The following is a 16,318-nucleotide window of genomic DNA, read 5'->3' as shown; positions in this document are numbered from 1 at the left end:
AACGAATGCTTACTATTTTAAGGGTTTACCCAGATCAGCCCCCTGCCGCCCAGGCGACAGGCCCTCCGTGCGGGCTGCGCCCAGCTCAGTAATCGTGCTCCACGCACCGCTCAAACGCTTCCTTGAGCTTGTGCTCCCACACCCGCTTGTCAGCATTGCCTGCAAAGCTGGCTTCAAAACTGTTGAAAGCCAACTGGTAGGCATGTTTGGCCGTGAGCCCCGTGGCCGCAAACACCTGGGTGAAGTTCTCGTTGATGTAGCCGCCAAAGTAGGCAGGGTCGTCCGAATTCACGGTGGCAGCCAGCCCGGCATCGAGCAGCTTGCCGAGGTTGTGGTCTGCAAGGTTGGGGAAGACGCACAGCTTCTGGTTGGACAGCGGGCACACCGTGAGCGCAATGCGGTCTTGCGCCAGGCGCTGCATCAGGGCAGCGTCGTGTACCGCCTGCACGCCATGGTCGATGCGCTCGACCTTGAGCACATCCAGCGCACTCCAGATGTAGGCGGGAGGACCCTCCTCCCCCGCATGGGCCACCAGGTGCAGGCCCAGCTCGCGGCAGCGGGCGAACACGCGGGCAAACTTCTCGGGCGGGTGCCCCAGTTCGCTGGAGTCCAGACCGACACCCACCATCTTGTCGAGCAGCGGCATGGCCTGCTCCAGCGTTTCGAATGCCGACTCCTCGCTCAGGTGGCGCAGGAAGCACAGGATCAGCGTGGCGCTGATTCCCAGTTCGGCGCGGGCATCCTGGCAGGCACGGTGCAGGCCGTTGATGACGGTCTCCATCGCCACGCCGCGTGCGGTATGGGTTTGCGGGTCGAAGAAGAGTTCGGCGTGCAGCACGTTGTCGCGCGCCGCGCGGCCCAGGTAGGCGCGCGCCATGTCGTAGAAGTCCTGCTCATGCAGCAGCACGCTGGCGCCCGCGTAGTAGATGTCCAGAAAGCTCTGCAGGTTGGTGAACGCATAGGCGCTGCGCAAGGCGTCCACACTGGCATAGGGCAGCGTCAGCCCGTTGCGCTGCGCCAGCGCAAAGATCAGCTCGGGCTCCAGCGAGCCCTCGATGTGGATATGGAGCTCGGCCTTGGGCATGGCACGCAGCAGGCTGGGAAGGCGCTCGGCGGAGATAGGGGGGATCTTGAACATCAGCAGACTCCAAAGGTGATGCCACTCTGGCGCAGAAAGCGGCGATACGCAGATGATGCCTTGTCGGCAGCGGTATGCAACTCCGCGCGCAGGTCGAGCGGCAGGCACTGTGGCGTCTGCGACTCCAGCACGGGCTGGTCCTGCGTGAAGATGGTGTGCTGGAAGGCCTGCAGCTTCTCGTCCGGCGAATCGAAATCCGCCACGGCCAGGCGGAACCACACCCGGCTGCGCACCGGCGTCACCGGACAGATGAACAGCGCAATGGACTCGCGCCAGCCATCGACCGCCGTGGTGCCCGCCTCGGGCACCTTGGTCAGCACGGCTGCATAGGGGGCGGTGACTTCGTAGGTGTATTCGACCTGGGCGGCCGCCGTGGAATGCAGGTTGGATTGCGGTTGCCAGGCCTTGCAGCCCGTGGCCAGGAGGCCCGTGGGCATGGGCTCCACGCGGTAATCATCGATGGCCGTTGCCTCACGGCTGCCGAGCCAGCCTTCGTGCACAAAGCCGAAATGCGACATGTCCAGAAAGTTCTCGACGATGCGCGGCGCGCTGGCCGCCACGTCGTAGGGACCGCAGTTGAGCTTGCGCAGGCGAGCATCCCCCTCCGCCGCAAACACGGGCAGTCCCTGCTCGCCTGGTGCGATGCGCACCCACACAAGGCCATAGGCCTCCTGCACCTCGAAATGGCGGGCGCAGTGCGTGGCCGGGGGCACAAAGGTGGGTAGTGCAGGCACGTGCGTGCATTGCCCACCGGCCGCAAACTGCCAGCCATGGTAGGGGCACTCCAACTGGCCCTGGGGCGTCACGCGGCCCAGCGACAGGCGGGCGCCCCGGTGCGGGCACTGGTCGGCCAGCGCGAGCACGGCGCCTTCGCTGTCGCGCCACAACACCACGGGTTGCTCCAGCAATTGCACCGCCAGCGGTGCCTGCCCAGCCACGGCCCCTGACAGGGCCACCGGATGCCACAAAGTTGATTCCACCATCGTCCCTGCTCCTCAAAAGACTGCAGGTCACAAAATGTCCCTGCAAAACAAAAGGGCCACCCCAGGGCGGCCCTTTGTCACAGCAGCCCGCAAGAACTGCTGATGCGCGCGGCGCGAATTACTTCTTGTCGCCGCCAGGGATCTTGCCTTCCACGCCCTTGACGTAGAAATTGATGCCGCCCAGGAACTTGTCGTCGGCCACAGCGTCCTTTTCCAGCACGGGCTTGCCGTCCTGACCCACGATGGGGCCCTTCCAGATGCTGAAGCTGCCGTCGGCCAGGCCCTTCTTCACGGCTTCGACCTTGGCCTTGGTGTCAGCAGGCACGTCTTCAGCGATGGAGACGATGTCGATAGCGCCTTCCTTCACACCCCACCAGCTTTGGCCCGAGGCCCAGGTGCCGTCCAGCACGTCCTTGGTGGCCTTGACGTAGTAAGGACCCCAGTTGATCACCGCCGATGCCAGGTGGGCCTTGGGGCCGTAGGCGGTCATGTCGCTGTCCCAGCCGAAGGCGCGCTTGCCCTTTTCCTGGGCGGTCTTGAGCACGGCGGGAGAGTCGGTGTTCTGGAACAGGATGTCGGCGCCACCGTTGATCAGGCTGGTCGCGGCTTCGGTTTCCTTCGGTGGGCTGAACCATTCATTCACCCACACCACCTTGGTCTTGATCTTGGGATTGACCGACTGCGCACCCAGCGTGAAGCTGTTGATGTTGCGGATCACCTCAGGGATCGGCACCGAGCCCACCACGCCCAGCGTGTTGGACTTGGTCATGGCGCCAGCGATGATGCCGGCCATGTACGCGCCTTCGTAGGTGCGGCTGTCGTAGGTGCGCAGGTTTTCGGCGGTCTTGTAGCCGGTGGCGTGTTCGAACTTCACACCCTTGTTGTCTTCCGCGACCTTGAGCATGGACTCCATGTAGCCGAAGGTGGTGCCGAAGATCAACTTGTTGCCCTGGCCGGCCAGGTCGCGCAGCACGCGCTCTGCGTCAGCAGACTCGGGCACGCTTTCCACAAAGCTCGTCACGACCTTGTCGCCAAATTCCTTCTCGATGGCCTTGCGACCGTTGTCGTGCGCGAACGACCAGCCGCCGTCGCCCACCGGGCCGACATAGGCAAACGCGATCTTCAGTGGCTCGGGCTTGGGTGCCGGTGCTTCTGCGGCAGGGGCCGGTGCAGGCGCAGGGGCCGGTGCCGGTTCTTCCTTCTTGCCACAGCCCACCAGGGCAGCAGCAGCCACAGCGGAGAGCGCTGCCACCTTGAGCAGGGAGCGTTTCTGCAGATCAGTCATGTCGGTTTCCTTATCGAAGAAGTAAGACTTGCAAAGGTTGGGGGACGAAACTATCAATTATGGTGCGATCTACCGCAGGGTAACCAGATTTTCCAATGGGCTAGCCCTTTCAGGAGCCCGGATAAAACGGTTTGCCCAGCGATGCCGGCATGTTGATGCGGATCCACGCCGGATTGCGCGAGATCAGCGCCAGCACCACGATGGTGGCCACATACGGCAGCATGCTCAGCAACTGACTGGCCACCTGCACGCCGGTGGCCTGCAAATGGAACTGCAGCATGGTCACGCCGCCGAACAGATAAGCACCAAGCAACACCCGTGCCGGGCGCCAGGTGGCAAAGGTGGTGAGCGCCAGCGCAATCCAGCCGCGCCCGGCCACCATGCCCTCGACCCACAGCGGGGTGTAGACAGTGGAGATGTAAGCCCCGGCCAGACCGCACAGGGCACCGCCCACCACCACGGCCGCCAGCCGGATGCGCCGCACCGGGTAGCCCAACGCATGGGCTGACTCAGGCGATTCGCCCACCGACCGCAGCACCAGCCCGGCGCGCGAGCGGTACAGAAACCAGATCAACCCCGCCACCAGCAGCATGGTGAGATACACCAGCGGGTGCTGCTGGAATAGCGCTGGCCCGAGGAGCGGCACATCGCCCAGCACGGGAATAGCGTACTTGGGCAGCTCGGGCAGCTTGGCCTGCACGTAGCTGATGCCCGCAAACGCGGAGAAGCCCACGCCGAACAGACTGAGCGCCAGCCCCGTGGCGTACTGGTTGGTGTTGAGCCAGATCACCAGCACACCAAAGATGGCGGCCAGCACGGCACCTGCCGCCATGCCTGCCGCAAAGCCCAGCCAGGTGTTGCCCGTGTGCACCACGGTGGCAAAGCCTGCAATGGCGGCGCAGAGCATCATGCCCTCGGCCCCCAGGTTGACGATGCCCGCCTTTTCGTTGATGAGCAGGCCCAGGGCCGCAATGGCCAGCACGGTGCCCGCGCTGAGCGTGGCGCCGATGAGCAGTGCATAAGACTCCATCAGACACCTCCTTTCTTGCTGCCGACCCAGCGGATGCGGTAGGCAATCAGCGTGTCACAGGCCAGCAGCGTGAACAGGAGCAGGCCCTGGAACACGCCGGTGAGCGACTTGGGCAGGCCCAGGCGCGACTGCGCCAGTTCACCACCGATGTAGAACATGCTCATGAGGATGGCGGAGAGGATCATGCCCACCGGGTGCAGCCGCCCCACAAAGGCCACGATGATGGCCGCGAAGCCGTAGCCCGCAGGCACATAGGGCGTGAGTTGGCCGATGGGCCCTGCCACCTCCAGCGCACCGGCCAGGCCAGCGGCGCCGCCCGAGATCAGCAGCGCCGTCCACAGCGCGCGGCGCGACGAAAAGCCCGCGTAACGCGCTGCTGCCGGTGCCAGCCCGCCCACCTGCTGGGCAAAGCCCGCCCGCGTGCGGAACAGGAACACCCACAAGGCCCCAGCGCCTGCGAGCGCCAGCAGCAGCCCGATGGACACGCGCGAGCCCTGCATCAGGCGCGGGATCTGCGTGACCTTCTCGAACGTCTTGGTCTGCGGAAAGTTGTAGCCCATCGGGTCCTTCCACGGGCCATAGACCAGGTAGCCCAGCACCAGCGTAGCCACATAGACCAGCATCAGGCTGACCAGGATTTCGTTGGCATTGAACTTGTCTCGCAGCAGCGCCGTGAGCCCCGCCCAGGCCATGCCACCCAGCACCCCCGCGAGCAGGATGGCGGGCACGATCCAGGGGCCCGTGGTCTTGTCGGCCAGCAGCGCCACGCCACCCGCCACCACGGCGCCGATGACAAACTGGCCTTCGGCACCGATGTTCCACACGTTGGAGCGGAAACACACGGCCAGCCCCAGCGCAATCAGCAACAGTGGCGTGGCCTTGACCATGAGTTCGCCAATGGCGTACTGCGTCTTGATGGGCTCCCAGAAGAACACCTGCAGCCCGCGCACCGGGTCTTTGCCCAGCGCAATGAACAAGGCCACACCGATCAGCACGGTAAAGGCCAGCGCCAGCAGGGGCGAGCCGTAGGTCCAGAGCTTGGAAGCCTGGGGGCGTGGTTCCAGCTTAAGCATGCTGCACCTCCGCTGCCTTGGCCTGTTGTGCGAGGTGCGCTTGGACATCGGCATGCCACAGCCCGCTCATCCATTCACCGATGCGTTCCACCGTGGCCTCGGCGCGCGGCACCGAAGGCGACAGATGCCCCTTGGCCACCACATGCAGCCGGTCGCAGATTTCAAACAATTCGTCCAGCTCCTCACTCACCACCAGCACGGCGCAGCCTGCGTCACGCAGGGCCAGGATGGAGCCCCGGATCTGTGCGGCGGCGCCCACATCCACGCCCCAGGTGGGCTGCGAAACGATGAGCAGCTTGGGGTTGGCGTCAATCTCGCGCCCCACGATGAACTTCTGCAGGTTGCCACCCGACAGCGACTTGGCCGCTGCGTTGGGTCCACCCGCCTTCACATTGAAGCGCCGGATGATGTCCTCGGCATGTTTTTGCAGCGCACCCACCTTGATCCAGCCACTGCCGCCGACCGAATTGGTGCGGGTGAGCAGCAGGTTGTGCGCCAGCCCCATGGTGGGCACGGCGCCCCGGCCCAGGCGCTCTTCGGGCACAAAGTGCAGGCCTAAAGCACGCCGTTGGCCGGGACCCATGCGGCCCGCGTTCTGGCCGGACACCTGGATGCTGGCAGGCTCGGCGCGCTGGTCTTCGCCCGACAGCGCATAGAGCAATTCTTTTTGCCCGTTGCCCGACACCCCGGCAATGCCCACCACCTCGCCCGCCTTGACCTCGAACTGCAGGTCGATCAAATCCACCCCGAACTGGTCTGCGCGCGGCAGCGACAGGCCCTGCACGCGCAGCACGGTGGCGCCAGTCTGCACCGCGCGGTGCTCCAGCGCAGGCGGTTCGGCGCCAATCATCAGGCGCGACAGGGAGGCATTGGATTCCTCGGCCGGGTTGCACACGCCCGTGACCTTGCCGCCACGCAGCACAGTGCAGGCGGTGCACAGCGCACGGATCTCGTGCAGCTTGTGGCTGATGTAGAGAATGCTGCAGCCCTCGCTCGCCAGCTTGCGCAGCACCACGAAGAGCTTCTCGACCGCCTGGGGCGTGAGCACCGACGTGGGCTCGTCCAGGATCAGCACCTTGGGGTTGGTGAGCAGCGCGCGGATGATTTCCACCCGCTGCATCTCGCCCACGCTCAGCGTGTGCACGGGGCGCAGGGGGTCGATGTCGAGGCCGTATTCGGCGGCCTTGGCGGTGATGCGGCCAGTCACTTCGGCCAGCGTCAGGCTCTTGTCCAGGCCCAGCCACACGTTCTCGGCCACCGTGAGGGTGTCGAACAGGCTGAAGTGCTGGAACACCATGGCAATGCCCAGGGCCCGTGCTTCTTGCGGGTTGCGCACCTGCACGGCCTGGCCGTTGAAGAACACGCTGCCTTCGTCGGGCTTGACCGAGCCGTAGATGATTTTCATCAGCGTGGACTTGCCCGCGCCGTTTTCGCCCAGCACGGCGTGGATTTCACCCGGCAGCACCGTGAGCGACACGCCGCTGTTGGCCACCACGGCCGGGTAGCGCTTGGTGATGCCCACCAGCTGCAGCCGTGGCGGCGCCGCACCAGGCGCTGAAGGATTGGGGGGAGAACTCATGCGGGGATTGTCTCTCAGTTTTACAACTTGTTATAAGAATGAAAATACCTCATGGCGCTTGTTCAGCATGCCCTAGCAGCTATTCTTTTCGTAGCGAAGCAGCCACGGTTTTCACGCAGTCACGCAGCCAGGCGGCCGCCGCCGAGTGGTGCGTGCGGGCATGCCACAGCTGGTAGTACATGAGCCGGGGGAACGGCACCGGGCACGGCAGGATGGCCAGCGGCAGCTGGTCCACATACCGCTCGCAGTACTGGCGGCCGGTGGTCAGCACAAGCAAGCTCGATGCCACGATGCTAGGGATGAGGCTGAAATGCGCACAGCGCGCCGTGATGTGGCGCTGCATGCCCAGGCTGTCCAGGTGGGCGTCGATCACACCCCGCGCCCCAGGGTGCGTGGGCGTGGGCGCAATGTGCTCGGCGGCCAGCCAGCTCTCCACATCCCAGCCGCGCCGCACGGCGGGGTGGTCCCTGCCCACCAGGCACACCACCTCGTCACCAAACAGGCGGCCCATGTGCAGGTCGTCCGGCGGCTGGGGCCAATTGCCGATCACCACGTCCACGTCGCCCTGCGCCAGGTGCGCGTGGTAGTGCGTGTCGGCAGACAGGGGCAGGATTTCGATGGGGCAGAGAGGCGCCTCGACCTTGATGCGGGCCACGAGCTGGGGCAGAAAGAGCGGGTCGAGGTAATCGCTGGCCGCCACGCGGAAGGTGCGGGTGGCCGTGCGCGGGTCAAACCCGCGTGCATCCGAAAACAGTGCCTCGGCCGCACGCAGGATGGCCCCGGCGGGCTCCACCATGCGCAGTGCGGCGTCGGTGGGCATCATGCTGGCGCCGGAGCGCACCAGCAGAGGGTCGCCCGACAGGTCGCGCAGCCTTTTGAGCGCAGCCGACACCGCCGGCTGGTGCATGCCCAGTCGGACGGCGGCCCTCGATACGCTGCGTTCTGTGAGCACGGTGTGCAAGACCCTTATGAGATGGAGGTCTATCTTGTCGAAAAGGGCGTGGTCTCTCATAGCGGTGTGGGCATGGGTGCCATAAGCTTGCGCATATGCCGGTGGCGGTAGTGCGCTCTACCCTCTGCTGAACCTTTCCATCCAAGATCGAAGTGGCGTTTGTCATGACAACAAGACCCTTGCAATTCCTGCGCCGAGGCCAGCCCGTGGCGCTGGGCAATGTACCACCCGACCGCACCCTGCTGGAGGTGCTGCGCGAAGACCTGGGCAACACCGGCACCAAGGAGGGCTGTGGCGAAGGCGACTGCGGCGCCTGCACCGTGGTGCTGGGCGAAGAACGCGGCGGACAGCTGCACTACAGCGCTGTGAACAGCTGCATCCGCCTGGCCCATTCGGTGAACGGCATGGCGCTGTGGACGGTGGAAGACCTGGCGGAAGACCCGCTGATCCAGCCGGTGGGCGACGCCCCCGCTGCGGCCCGGCAAGCCATCACCTTGCACCCCGCCCAAGAAGCCATGGTCCAGTGCCACGGCTCGCAGTGCGGCTTCTGCACCCCAGGCTTTGTGATGAGCCTGTTCGGCATGTACCAGAACCACGTCTGCCACGGCCAACCCATCACCCGCGAACTGGCGCAGGAAGAACTCTCGGGCAACCTGTGCCGCTGCACCGGCTACCGCCCCATTCTCGACGCCGCCCAGCAGATGGCGTCACTGCCCGGCATGGCGGTCAATGAATCCGAAGTGCTACAAAAATTGAAGCTGCTGAGGCATGGTGCACTAGCGCATGCGGCCGATTCGGCCTATATCGCACCCTCCACGCTCCCGGATCTGCTCGCAGCCCGCGCCGCCCACCCCGGCGCCCAGGTGGTGGCGGGCTGTACCGACGTGGGGCTGTGGGTGACCAAGCAGCACAAGCAGTACACCCAGGTGCTGGACGTGACCCGCGCGGCCGAGTTGCGGCAGGTGGCACAGCACCCCGACGCCATCCACATCGGCGCTGCGGTCACGCTGACCGACGCGTTTGCTGCCCTCACCGCACAGTGGCCGCAACTGCACCGATTTGCCACGCGGTTTGCGGGGCTGCCCGTGCGCAACTCGGGCACGCTGGGCGGCAACGTGGCCAACGGCTCGCCGATTGGCGACTCCATGCCCCTGCTGATCGCCCTGCGCGCCCAGGTGGTGCTGGCCAGCCAGGCCCGGGGCGAGCGCCAGCTGCCGCTCGAAGACCTGTACACCGGCTACCGGCAAAACGTGATGGCGGCCGATGAGCTGCTGGTGCGCATCGTGGTACCCCGCCCTTCTGCCCAAGAACAGCTGCGGGCATACAAGATTTCGAAACGCTTTGACGACGACATCTCCGCCGTCTGCCTGGTGCTCAACCTCGACATCGCAGGCGGCACCGTGCAGCGCGCCAGCATCGGCGCGGGCGGCGTGGCTGCCACCCCGGCCCGCGCACGGCAGACCGAGGCAGCTTTGACCGGCCAGCCCTGGACCGAGGCCACCGCGCAGAGCGCCGCCGCCGTGCTGCAGGCCGAGTTCAGCCCCATCTCCGACATGCGTGCCAGCGGCGCCTACCGCCGCCAGGTGCTGGGCAGCCTGCTGCAGCGCTACTGGCTGGAGAACCAGGGCCAGCCCTCGGTCAACCTGGATACCTTGACACTGGAGGCCGCCGTATGAACGCCCCCCCCACCATCGCAGAAACCGCCCTGCCCGCGCCCACCCGCGCCGCCATGGGCCAGTCGCACATCCACGAGAGCGCCCGCGCCCAGGTGGCGGGTGCCGCGCACTACATCGACGACCTGCCGGAGGTGAAGGGCACGCTGTATGCCGCGCCCATCCTCTCGACCGTGGCCCACGGCACCCTGAACAGTGTGGATGCCACCGCCGCACTGACCCTGCCCGGCGTGCGTGGTGTGGTGCTGGCAGCCGACGTGCCGGGCGACAAGATCCTCGCCGCGTTCGGACACGACGAGCCCGTATTCGCACTGGACAGCGTGCAGTTTGTCGGCCAGGTGATCGGCCTGGTGGTGGCCGACTCGGTCATGCAGGCGCGCCGCGCGGTGCGGGCCGTGAAGCTTGACATCACCCCCCTGCCCGCCGTGCTGACGGTTCAGGACGCACTGAAGGCACAAAGCTATGTGCTGCCGCCGGTGTTTGTGCGCCGGGGCGATGCGACCACGGGCCTCGCGCAATCGGCGCACCGCATGCAGGGAGCGTTTGAAGTCGGCGGCCAGGAACATTTCTACCTGGAGGGCCAGATCGCCTACGCCATGCCACTGGAGCAAAAGCAGTGGTGGATCTACTCCAGCACGCAGCACCCCGGTGAGGTGCAGCACTGGGTGGCGCACGCGCTGGGCATCGACAACCACGCGGTCAAGGTGGAATGCCGCCGCATGGGCGGCGGCTTTGGCGGCAAGGAGACGCAGGCCGGGCACCTGGCCGTGTGGGCCGCCGTGGCCGCGAACAAGCTGGGCCGCCCCATCAAGCTGCGGCTGGACCGGGACGAGGATTTCATGGTCACCGGCAAGCGCCACCCGTTTGCGTACGAGTACGACGTGGGCTTTGACGACACCGGCCGCATCACGGGCCTGAAGCTGCAGATGGCCGCCAACTGCGGCTTCAGCGCCGACCTGTCGGGCCCCGTGGCCGACCGCGCGGTGTTCCACGCCGACAACGCGTATTACCTGAGCGATGTCGAGATCGCGTCGTACCGCTGCAAGACGAACACGCAAAGCCACACCGCCTTCCGCGGCTTTGGTGGCCCGCAGGGCGTGATCGTGATCGAGGCCATCCTGGGCGACATCGCGCGCGCGCTGGGCCTGGACGCACAGGACGTGCGCCTGGCCAACCTGTACGGCAAGGACGCGAGCACGGGCCGCCACGTCACCCACTACCAGATGGCGGTGGAAGACAACATCCTGCACGAGCTGCTGCCCACGCTGGAGCAGACCTCGCACTATCGCCAACGCCAGGCCGAGATTGCGGAATGGAATGCGCGCCACCCGGTCATCAAGCGCGGCATGGCCATCACGCCCGTCAAGTTCGGCATCAGCTTCACCGCCACGCTGTTCAACCAGGCGGGCGCGCTGGTGCATGTGTACACCGACGGCAGCGTGCAGGTGAACCACGGTGGCACCGAAATGGGCCAGGGCCTGCACACCAAGGTGGCGCAGATCGTGGCCGACGAGCTGGGCGTGCCCCTGCACCGCGTGCTGGTGACGGCCAGCGACACCAGCAAGGTGCCCAACGCCAGCGCCACCGCCGCCAGCAGCGGCACCGACCTGAACGGCCGCGCCGCCCAGTACGCTGCGCGCAACGTGCGCGACAACCTGGCCTCGTTTGTGTGCGGCCTGGACGGCTGCGGCGCAGGCGCGATCCGGTTTGCGGGCGGCCAGGTGATCTCGCCCAAGACGGTGCGCAGTTTTGAAGAGGTGGTGCAGGCCGCGTACGCCAACCGCATCCAACTGTGGAGCGACGGCTTTTACCGCACGCCCAAGATCCACTATGACAAGACGACCCTCACCGGGCGCCCGTTCTATTACTTTGCCTACGGCGCCGCCTGCACCGAGGTGGCCATCGACACCCTGACCGGCGAGAGCCGCGTGCTGAAGGTGGACATCCTGCACGACGTGGGCCACAGCATCAACCCGGCCATCGATGTGGGCCAGATCGAGGGCGGGTTTGTGCAGGGCATGGGCTGGCTGACGACCGAGCAGCTGGTGTGGAACGACAAGGGTTATCTTGCCACTCACGCGCCGAGCACCTACAAGATCCCGGCCACGGGCGATATTCCGGAGCACTTCAACGTCCACCTGTGGCCCGAGGCCAACCGGGAGGACAACGTGGGTGGCAGCAAGGCGGTGGGGGAGCCGCCGTTCATGCTGGCGATCAGTGTGTATGAGGCGCTGCGCAATGCGGTGGCGGCGGGGCGTACCGGGGTGGATGCGGCGGCGCCGGTGGTGCTGACGGCGCCGGCGACTGCGGAGAATGTGCTCCGGGCGTTGGGGCGGTTGGGAGAGTGATGTTTTTGGCTGCTGGCGCTGAAGGGATATGCGCTGGTAGCTATTGATTTTGTAGTGTTTGGTGGGGTGGCTGATTGGGTCGCATGCCTTTTTCAAGGGCGGAGGCCGGGAGTCGCCCGGCAGGCGAGTCCCTTTCTTTCGCGTCGCCGAAAGAAAGGAACCAAAGAAAGGGCGACCCCACTGTCTGCGTCCCCTGCGCTTCGCTCCGGGGCAACCTGCGGTGCTCGGGTTTGGCGGGGTCTCGCTCAACTCGCGCCGCTGCGCGTCGCTCAGACACACGCGAGCCCTGATCCGCCAAACCCTGCGCTCCTCGGCGCATCCAGAGGGGCACGGGGGGCAGAACATCCACACGGGCCATCGCTGCGCTCGGCCCCACATCGCGGGCGCAAGCGCCACGCGCCGCGCAGGCGCGGCCGAGCGCAGCAATGGCCCGAATGGATGTCCGGCTGTTCGGTTGTTTGGATGTTCGGCTGTCCCACCCCTGCTGGCTGCGCCTGCGGCGGGGCGGTTGTGGGGTGGCATGCGCGTCGAAGCGCGCGTGCTTCGTGCTCTGACTCGCCGTGGCTGTCTGAGCGGCGCGCGCAGCGCAAAGCGAGTTCCACGGCGCACCCCGCAACCGACACGACGCAGGTTTGCCCCGTAGCGAAGCGCAGGGGTCGCAGACTGGGGGTCGCCTTTTCTTTGGTGACTTTCTTTTGGCGAAGCAAAAGAAAGTTACTCGCACGCCGGGCGACTCCCGGCCTCCGCCCTCAACAAAGGCATGCGGCCCAATCAGCAACCACAAGAAAACGCTACAAAATCAATAGCTATCACCGCATATCCCACTAGCGCATCCAGCCCAAAATCCCTCAAACAGGCCCCAAAGCCATCCGCCCCGAAGAAGTCACCGACGCATCCCTCGCATGCCGCGTCTCCACCCGGTTGCGCCCCGCCCGCTTGGCGTCATAGCAAGCCATGTCCGCCGCATACAACACAGACGGCACATCCTGCAAGCTGGCGTCCAGCACCACCAGCCCGATACTCACCCCCAGCGTAAAACTGCGCCCCTGGTACGACGGCTCCCACGCACGCACCGCTGCACGCAACTGCTCGGCCACAGCCTGGCCGCGTGCCAGAGCGCAGCCGGGCAACACCACCGCAAACTCGTCGCCCCCCAGGCGCGCCGCCCAGCCGATCTGGCGCACATGGGACGCCAGCAGCCGGGCCACGTGGCGCAGCACATCGTCGCCCGCGTCGTGGCCCGCAATGTCGTTGACCACGGTGAAATGGTCCAGGTCGAGGAACAGCACCACGCCATCGCCCTGAGTCTCACCGCCCTCCTCATCGGCGGCGGGCACCACAGCGCGCTGGCGGGCAGAGCGCTCCGCCATCAGCTGACCCAGGCGCTCGTCAAACGCGGCGCGGTTGTACAGCTGCGTCAGCGCATCGTGCGCGCGGCCCCAGGACTGCTGCACCTGGGCCTCGCGCGCGGCGGTGATGTCTTCCAGAATCCACACGGTGCCACCGTGCACCTCCTCGGGGCGCACGCCCTGGCCCTGCACGCGGGCCCACACGGGGGTGCCGTCCTTGCGCAAAAAACAGACATCGCCGTCGAACGCGCCATGCGCCGCCACCTCGGCGCGCACACGGTCTCCCACCTGGGCATAGTCGGCGTCGCTGGCGTACAGGATGCGCGCGGGGCGGCCCTGCAGCTCCTGCGCGCTGTAGCCCAGCATCACACAGGCCTGGTGGCTCACCACCTCCAGCATGCCGTGGCGGGTGATGACGATGCCCACCGGGGCGCTGTCCAGCACGGCCTGGAACTGGCCGACCACCGTGTCCTTGCGCGACTGCTGCAGGCTGCCCTGCTGCACCAGGCCCTGGAACACCCGCACCAGTTCGCCCACCTCGCCGCCCGCGCGGGGCCAATGCACATCTTGCGCAGGCTGCTGGCGCGCGCTGGTCCTGAGCAACTGGCGCGCCTTGAAGGTCAGCTGCGCCAGTGGCTGGGCCATCCAGCCCATCAGCGCCACCGCCAGCAGCATGCACAACACCATGCTGGCCACCGCCAGCCACCAGGCTTCGCGCTGGGCGCCGCGCAGCGGTGCCAGCAGCGCCTGCGACTGGCTCACGCGCGCCACGATCCACTGCGGCAGCGGCATGCCCGCCATGCTCACGATGTGGTCGGACTGCACATGGGTCATGCCCCGCCCGACCACCGGCTGGGCCTGGCTTTGCCAGCGCGTGTACACCGGGGCCAGGCCCACTTCGTCACGCACCTGGCCCAGCACGCGGGTGGGGTCGGAGTGCGACAGGATGGTGCCGTCGCGGGTGAAGACGATGAGCTGCGAGTCATCGCGGGCGGGCAGCGTCATCGACGGTGGCAGCAGGCTTTGGGATTGCAGGCGCAACGCCCCTGCCACCACGCCCACCACCGTGCCGTCTTCGCGGTGCAACGGCATGGTGAACATGACCCGCGCCTCGCCCCGGCGGCCGGCGATCAGCTCGGACACCAGGGGCTTGCCATCGACCAGGGTGCGGCGCAGGGCATCGCGTTCGGTGGGGTCCAGGTCCGCGGCCTTTTCGATCTGACCGGCGCGCAAATTCAGGCGCAGTTCGCCGTTGTCGCGGGCGACCTGCATGGTGTCGAAGAACTGCACCGCAGGCAGGCCCTGCTGCAGCAGCCATTCCAGCGACGAGGGTGACTCCAGCATCGCCGGTGTGATGCCTGCGGCCACGGTGCGCAGCACCTTCTGGCTTTGTTCGATCTTGCTGGCCAGCAACCGGGCCACCACCTCGACCTCGTCGGTCTGCTGGCTCACCACCCGGCGCATGGCCTCTTGTCCGGAGGCCCGAGTCACCAGCCAGGCGGCCACCGCCCCCGACAGCGCCACCGCCAGCGCCGCTACCAGCATCAGCCGCAGCACCAGGGCGCCGGGCACCAGCCAGCCCGGATCAAGGTCCGGGGCTGCCTTGGGGCCGGGCGGCGGCGTCATGGACGCTTCCCCCCTGCAGGCTGATGGGCACACTCAAAGTTCGGCATGGGGACGGGTCATGGCAGACATGTCCCAACAAATATACGCAGGGCTTGTGCCCGGGGGCTTGGGTGGAACCCTTGGGTAAAGCCAAGGAAAAACCCTGAGCCCGTCGGGGTGCGGGAAGGGAACGGGAAGGGTGTGTGGAGGGATGAAAGCGGACTGCGGCAAGGGTCCTGCAGCGCGGTGCCAGCTCTCACAGCCAGGCAGAACGTGTCACCACCCAAGGCGCATTACCCCGGGGTGCGGGGCTTGTCAGCAAATGCAACGCAAGGGCAGTCCGTGGCTGGCGGCAGGCGCAACGCGACAGTCGCTGCAGGGCGTCAAGAGCGCGATGTCAAGAACGCTGTGTCAGCAGCCCGCCATCGACTGCAAGGCCCGGGGCTGGGGCAGTGCCAGCACATTGCCGGTGCCGTGGATCAGGCCCAGCTCGCGCAGGTGGCGCAGCACACGCGAGAAGGTTTCGGGCGCAATGCCCAGCTGCGCCGCAATCAGGCGTTTGCGCTGGTGCAGGGTGACCTGCATGGCACCGCTGTGGTCGGGCTGGGCGTGGTTCAGCAGCCACTGCGCGCAGCGCGATTCGGCGTCCTGCGCCAGGCGGCTCACGGCCAGCTCGGACTGCTGCCGGTAGCCCTGCGCCATGTCTAGCAGCAACCCCCGCGCGCCCGCAGGCATGGCAGCCAGGCTGCGACGAAACTCCTCGATGGGGATGCGCCGCACATGCACACGCGTGTCGGCCACCATGTCCACCGGTAGCGGCAGGCCCATCAGGGCCGACGCGGCGTCGAGCCAGAACGGCCCCTCGACGGCACCGAGCTGGTGGCGCAGGAAACCGTCGTCCAGCACACCGCGCAGCACACGGCCGTTTTCGAGGTGCAGCACCGTCGTCAGCACCTCATTGCGCCTGCGCAGCACTTCGCCGGGGGCGATCACCTCGGTGTCAGCGGGCAGAGAAAAAAGGGTAGATGGCAGCATGGAAGCCACTGTGCCGTGCGGCTGCGCCCGTGGCATTGAGCCACATCAAAGCCGCACCATGTCGCCTGCCCGGCACGCCCCAGGTTTGCGCCAAAACACACGAAAACTGCGCCAGCAACGTGCATGGGTGCGCCCTGAACCGGCCAAAAAGTATGTAAACAGGTGTTGCACCAGGGCATGGAACTTGCGATGCCCCAACGGCGGGCCCCGCCCTGCACCACGGTGCAACAGGGGCCGCGTCTCCCCTTGCACCCGCCGGACCTCCGGC

11 protein-coding genes are annotated in these 16,318 nt (G+C 66.6%); 2 read left to right on the top strand and 9 right to left on the bottom strand.

Features of this window, described 5'->3' with window-relative positions:
* Positions 1 to 85 precede the first annotated feature (85 nt).
* The 7 genes from C8C95_RS15490 to C8C95_RS15460 all read right to left on the bottom strand — a co-directional run bounded on the left by C8C95_RS15490 (position 86) and on the right by C8C95_RS15460 (position 8,100).
* Positions 86 to 1,138: an adenosine deaminase gene (locus tag C8C95_RS15490; RefSeq protein WP_116749158.1), complete on the bottom strand. Its 1,053-nt coding sequence runs from the start codon at positions 1,136 to 1,138 to the stop codon at positions 86 to 88.
* On the bottom strand, positions 1,138 to 2,121 hold the full coding sequence (locus C8C95_RS15485; protein WP_116749157.1) for an aromatic ring-hydroxylating dioxygenase subunit alpha: 984 nt from the start codon (positions 2,119 to 2,121) through the stop codon (positions 1,138 to 1,140). Before C8C95_RS15485 ends, C8C95_RS15490 begins: the two co-directional genes overlap by 1 nt.
* Positions 2,122 to 2,239: 118 nt before the next feature.
* Entirely contained in the window at positions 2,240 to 3,406 is a 1,167-nt protein-coding gene (locus tag C8C95_RS15480) for a BMP family ABC transporter substrate-binding protein (RefSeq protein WP_056060802.1), read from the bottom strand.
* 109 nt (positions 3,407 to 3,515) lie between these two features.
* The gene (locus tag C8C95_RS15475) at positions 3,516 to 4,436 is read right to left on the bottom strand and encodes an ABC transporter permease (RefSeq protein WP_056060799.1); all 921 of its coding nucleotides are present in this window, start codon (positions 4,434 to 4,436) and stop codon (positions 3,516 to 3,518) included.
* Positions 4,436 to 5,509, bottom strand: coding sequence for an ABC transporter permease (locus tag C8C95_RS15470; protein WP_116749156.1), 1,074 nt, complete (start codon positions 5,507 to 5,509; stop codon positions 4,436 to 4,438). The genes C8C95_RS15475 and C8C95_RS15470 overlap by 1 nt, the downstream gene beginning before the upstream one ends.
* Positions 5,502 to 7,088, bottom strand: coding sequence for an ABC transporter ATP-binding protein (locus C8C95_RS15465; protein ID WP_116749155.1), 1,587 nt, complete (start codon positions 7,086 to 7,088; stop codon positions 5,502 to 5,504). The genes C8C95_RS15470 and C8C95_RS15465 overlap by 8 nt, the downstream gene beginning before the upstream one ends.
* Before the next feature lie 79 nt (positions 7,089 to 7,167).
* Entirely contained in the window at positions 7,168 to 8,100 is a 933-nt protein-coding gene (locus tag C8C95_RS15460) for a LysR family transcriptional regulator (protein ID WP_116749154.1), read from the bottom strand.
* 104 nt (positions 8,101 to 8,204) lie between these two features.
* On the opposite strand from C8C95_RS15460, the gene xdhA reads away from it, so the two are divergent.
* Entirely contained in the window at positions 8,205 to 9,716 is a 1,512-nt protein-coding gene (gene xdhA, locus C8C95_RS15455) for a xanthine dehydrogenase small subunit (protein WP_116749153.1), read from the top strand.
* Positions 9,713 to 12,061 (top strand): xanthine dehydrogenase molybdopterin binding subunit, encoded by a 2,349-nt coding sequence (xdhB, locus tag C8C95_RS15450; protein WP_116749152.1) that lies wholly within the window; start codon positions 9,713 to 9,715, stop codon positions 12,059 to 12,061. Before xdhA ends, xdhB begins: the two co-directional genes overlap by 4 nt.
* 848 nt (positions 12,062 to 12,909) lie before the next feature.
* On the opposite strand, the gene C8C95_RS15445 is transcribed toward xdhB, so the two are convergent.
* Both C8C95_RS15445 and C8C95_RS15440 read right to left on the bottom strand, forming a co-directional pair.
* Positions 12,910 to 15,036, bottom strand: coding sequence for a diguanylate cyclase (locus C8C95_RS15445; RefSeq protein WP_116749151.1), 2,127 nt, complete (start codon positions 15,034 to 15,036; stop codon positions 12,910 to 12,912).
* Between the two features lie 390 nt (positions 15,037 to 15,426).
* Positions 15,427 to 16,050 (bottom strand): Crp/Fnr family transcriptional regulator, encoded by a 624-nt coding sequence (locus C8C95_RS15440; protein WP_056060781.1) that lies wholly within the window; start codon positions 16,048 to 16,050, stop codon positions 15,427 to 15,429.
* Between the last annotated feature and the right edge of the window lie 268 nt (positions 16,051 to 16,318).

Origin of the sequence: Acidovorax sp. 99 (assembly GCF_003096455.1) — a bacterium.
In the GTDB taxonomy this organism is placed as follows: domain Bacteria; phylum Pseudomonadota; class Gammaproteobacteria; order Burkholderiales; family Burkholderiaceae_C; genus Acidovorax; species Acidovorax delafieldii.
The sequence above is the reverse complement of the archived record's forward strand: the minus strand, read 5'-3'. Positions and strand labels throughout refer to the sequence as shown.

Excerpts from the sequence above, each read along its gene's own strand:
- C8C95_RS15490 (WP_116749158.1), bottom strand. The coding sequence starts at position 1,138 with ATGTTCAAGATCCCCCCTATCTCCGCCGAGCGCCTTCCCAGCCTGCTG.
- C8C95_RS15485 (WP_116749157.1), bottom strand. The coding sequence starts at position 2,121 with ATGGTGGAATCAACTTTGTGGCATCCGGTGGCCCTGTCAGGGGCCGTG.
- C8C95_RS15480 (WP_056060802.1), bottom strand. The coding sequence starts at position 3,406 with ATGACTGATCTGCAGAAACGCTCCCTGCTCAAGGTGGCAGCGCTCTCC.
- C8C95_RS15475 (WP_056060799.1), bottom strand. The coding sequence starts at position 4,436 with ATGGAGTCTTATGCACTGCTCATCGGCGCCACGCTCAGCGCGGGCACC.
- C8C95_RS15470 (WP_116749156.1), bottom strand. The coding sequence starts at position 5,509 with ATGCTTAAGCTGGAACCACGCCCCCAGGCTTCCAAGCTCTGGACCTAC.
- C8C95_RS15465 (WP_116749155.1), bottom strand. The coding sequence starts at position 7,088 with ATGAGTTCTCCCCCCAATCCTTCAGCGCCTGGTGCGGCGCCGCCACGG.
- C8C95_RS15460 (WP_116749154.1), bottom strand. The coding sequence starts at position 8,100 with ATGAGAGACCACGCCCTTTTCGACAAGATAGACCTCCATCTCATAAGG.
- xdhA (WP_116749153.1), top strand. The coding sequence starts at position 8,205 with ATGACAACAAGACCCTTGCAATTCCTGCGCCGAGGCCAGCCCGTGGCG.
- xdhB (WP_116749152.1), top strand. The coding sequence starts at position 9,713 with ATGAACGCCCCCCCCACCATCGCAGAAACCGCCCTGCCCGCGCCCACC.
- C8C95_RS15445 (WP_116749151.1), bottom strand. The coding sequence starts at position 15,036 with ATGACGCCGCCGCCCGGCCCCAAGGCAGCCCCGGACCTTGATCCGGGC.
- C8C95_RS15440 (WP_056060781.1), bottom strand. The coding sequence starts at position 16,050 with ATGCTGCCATCTACCCTTTTTTCTCTGCCCGCTGACACCGAGGTGATC.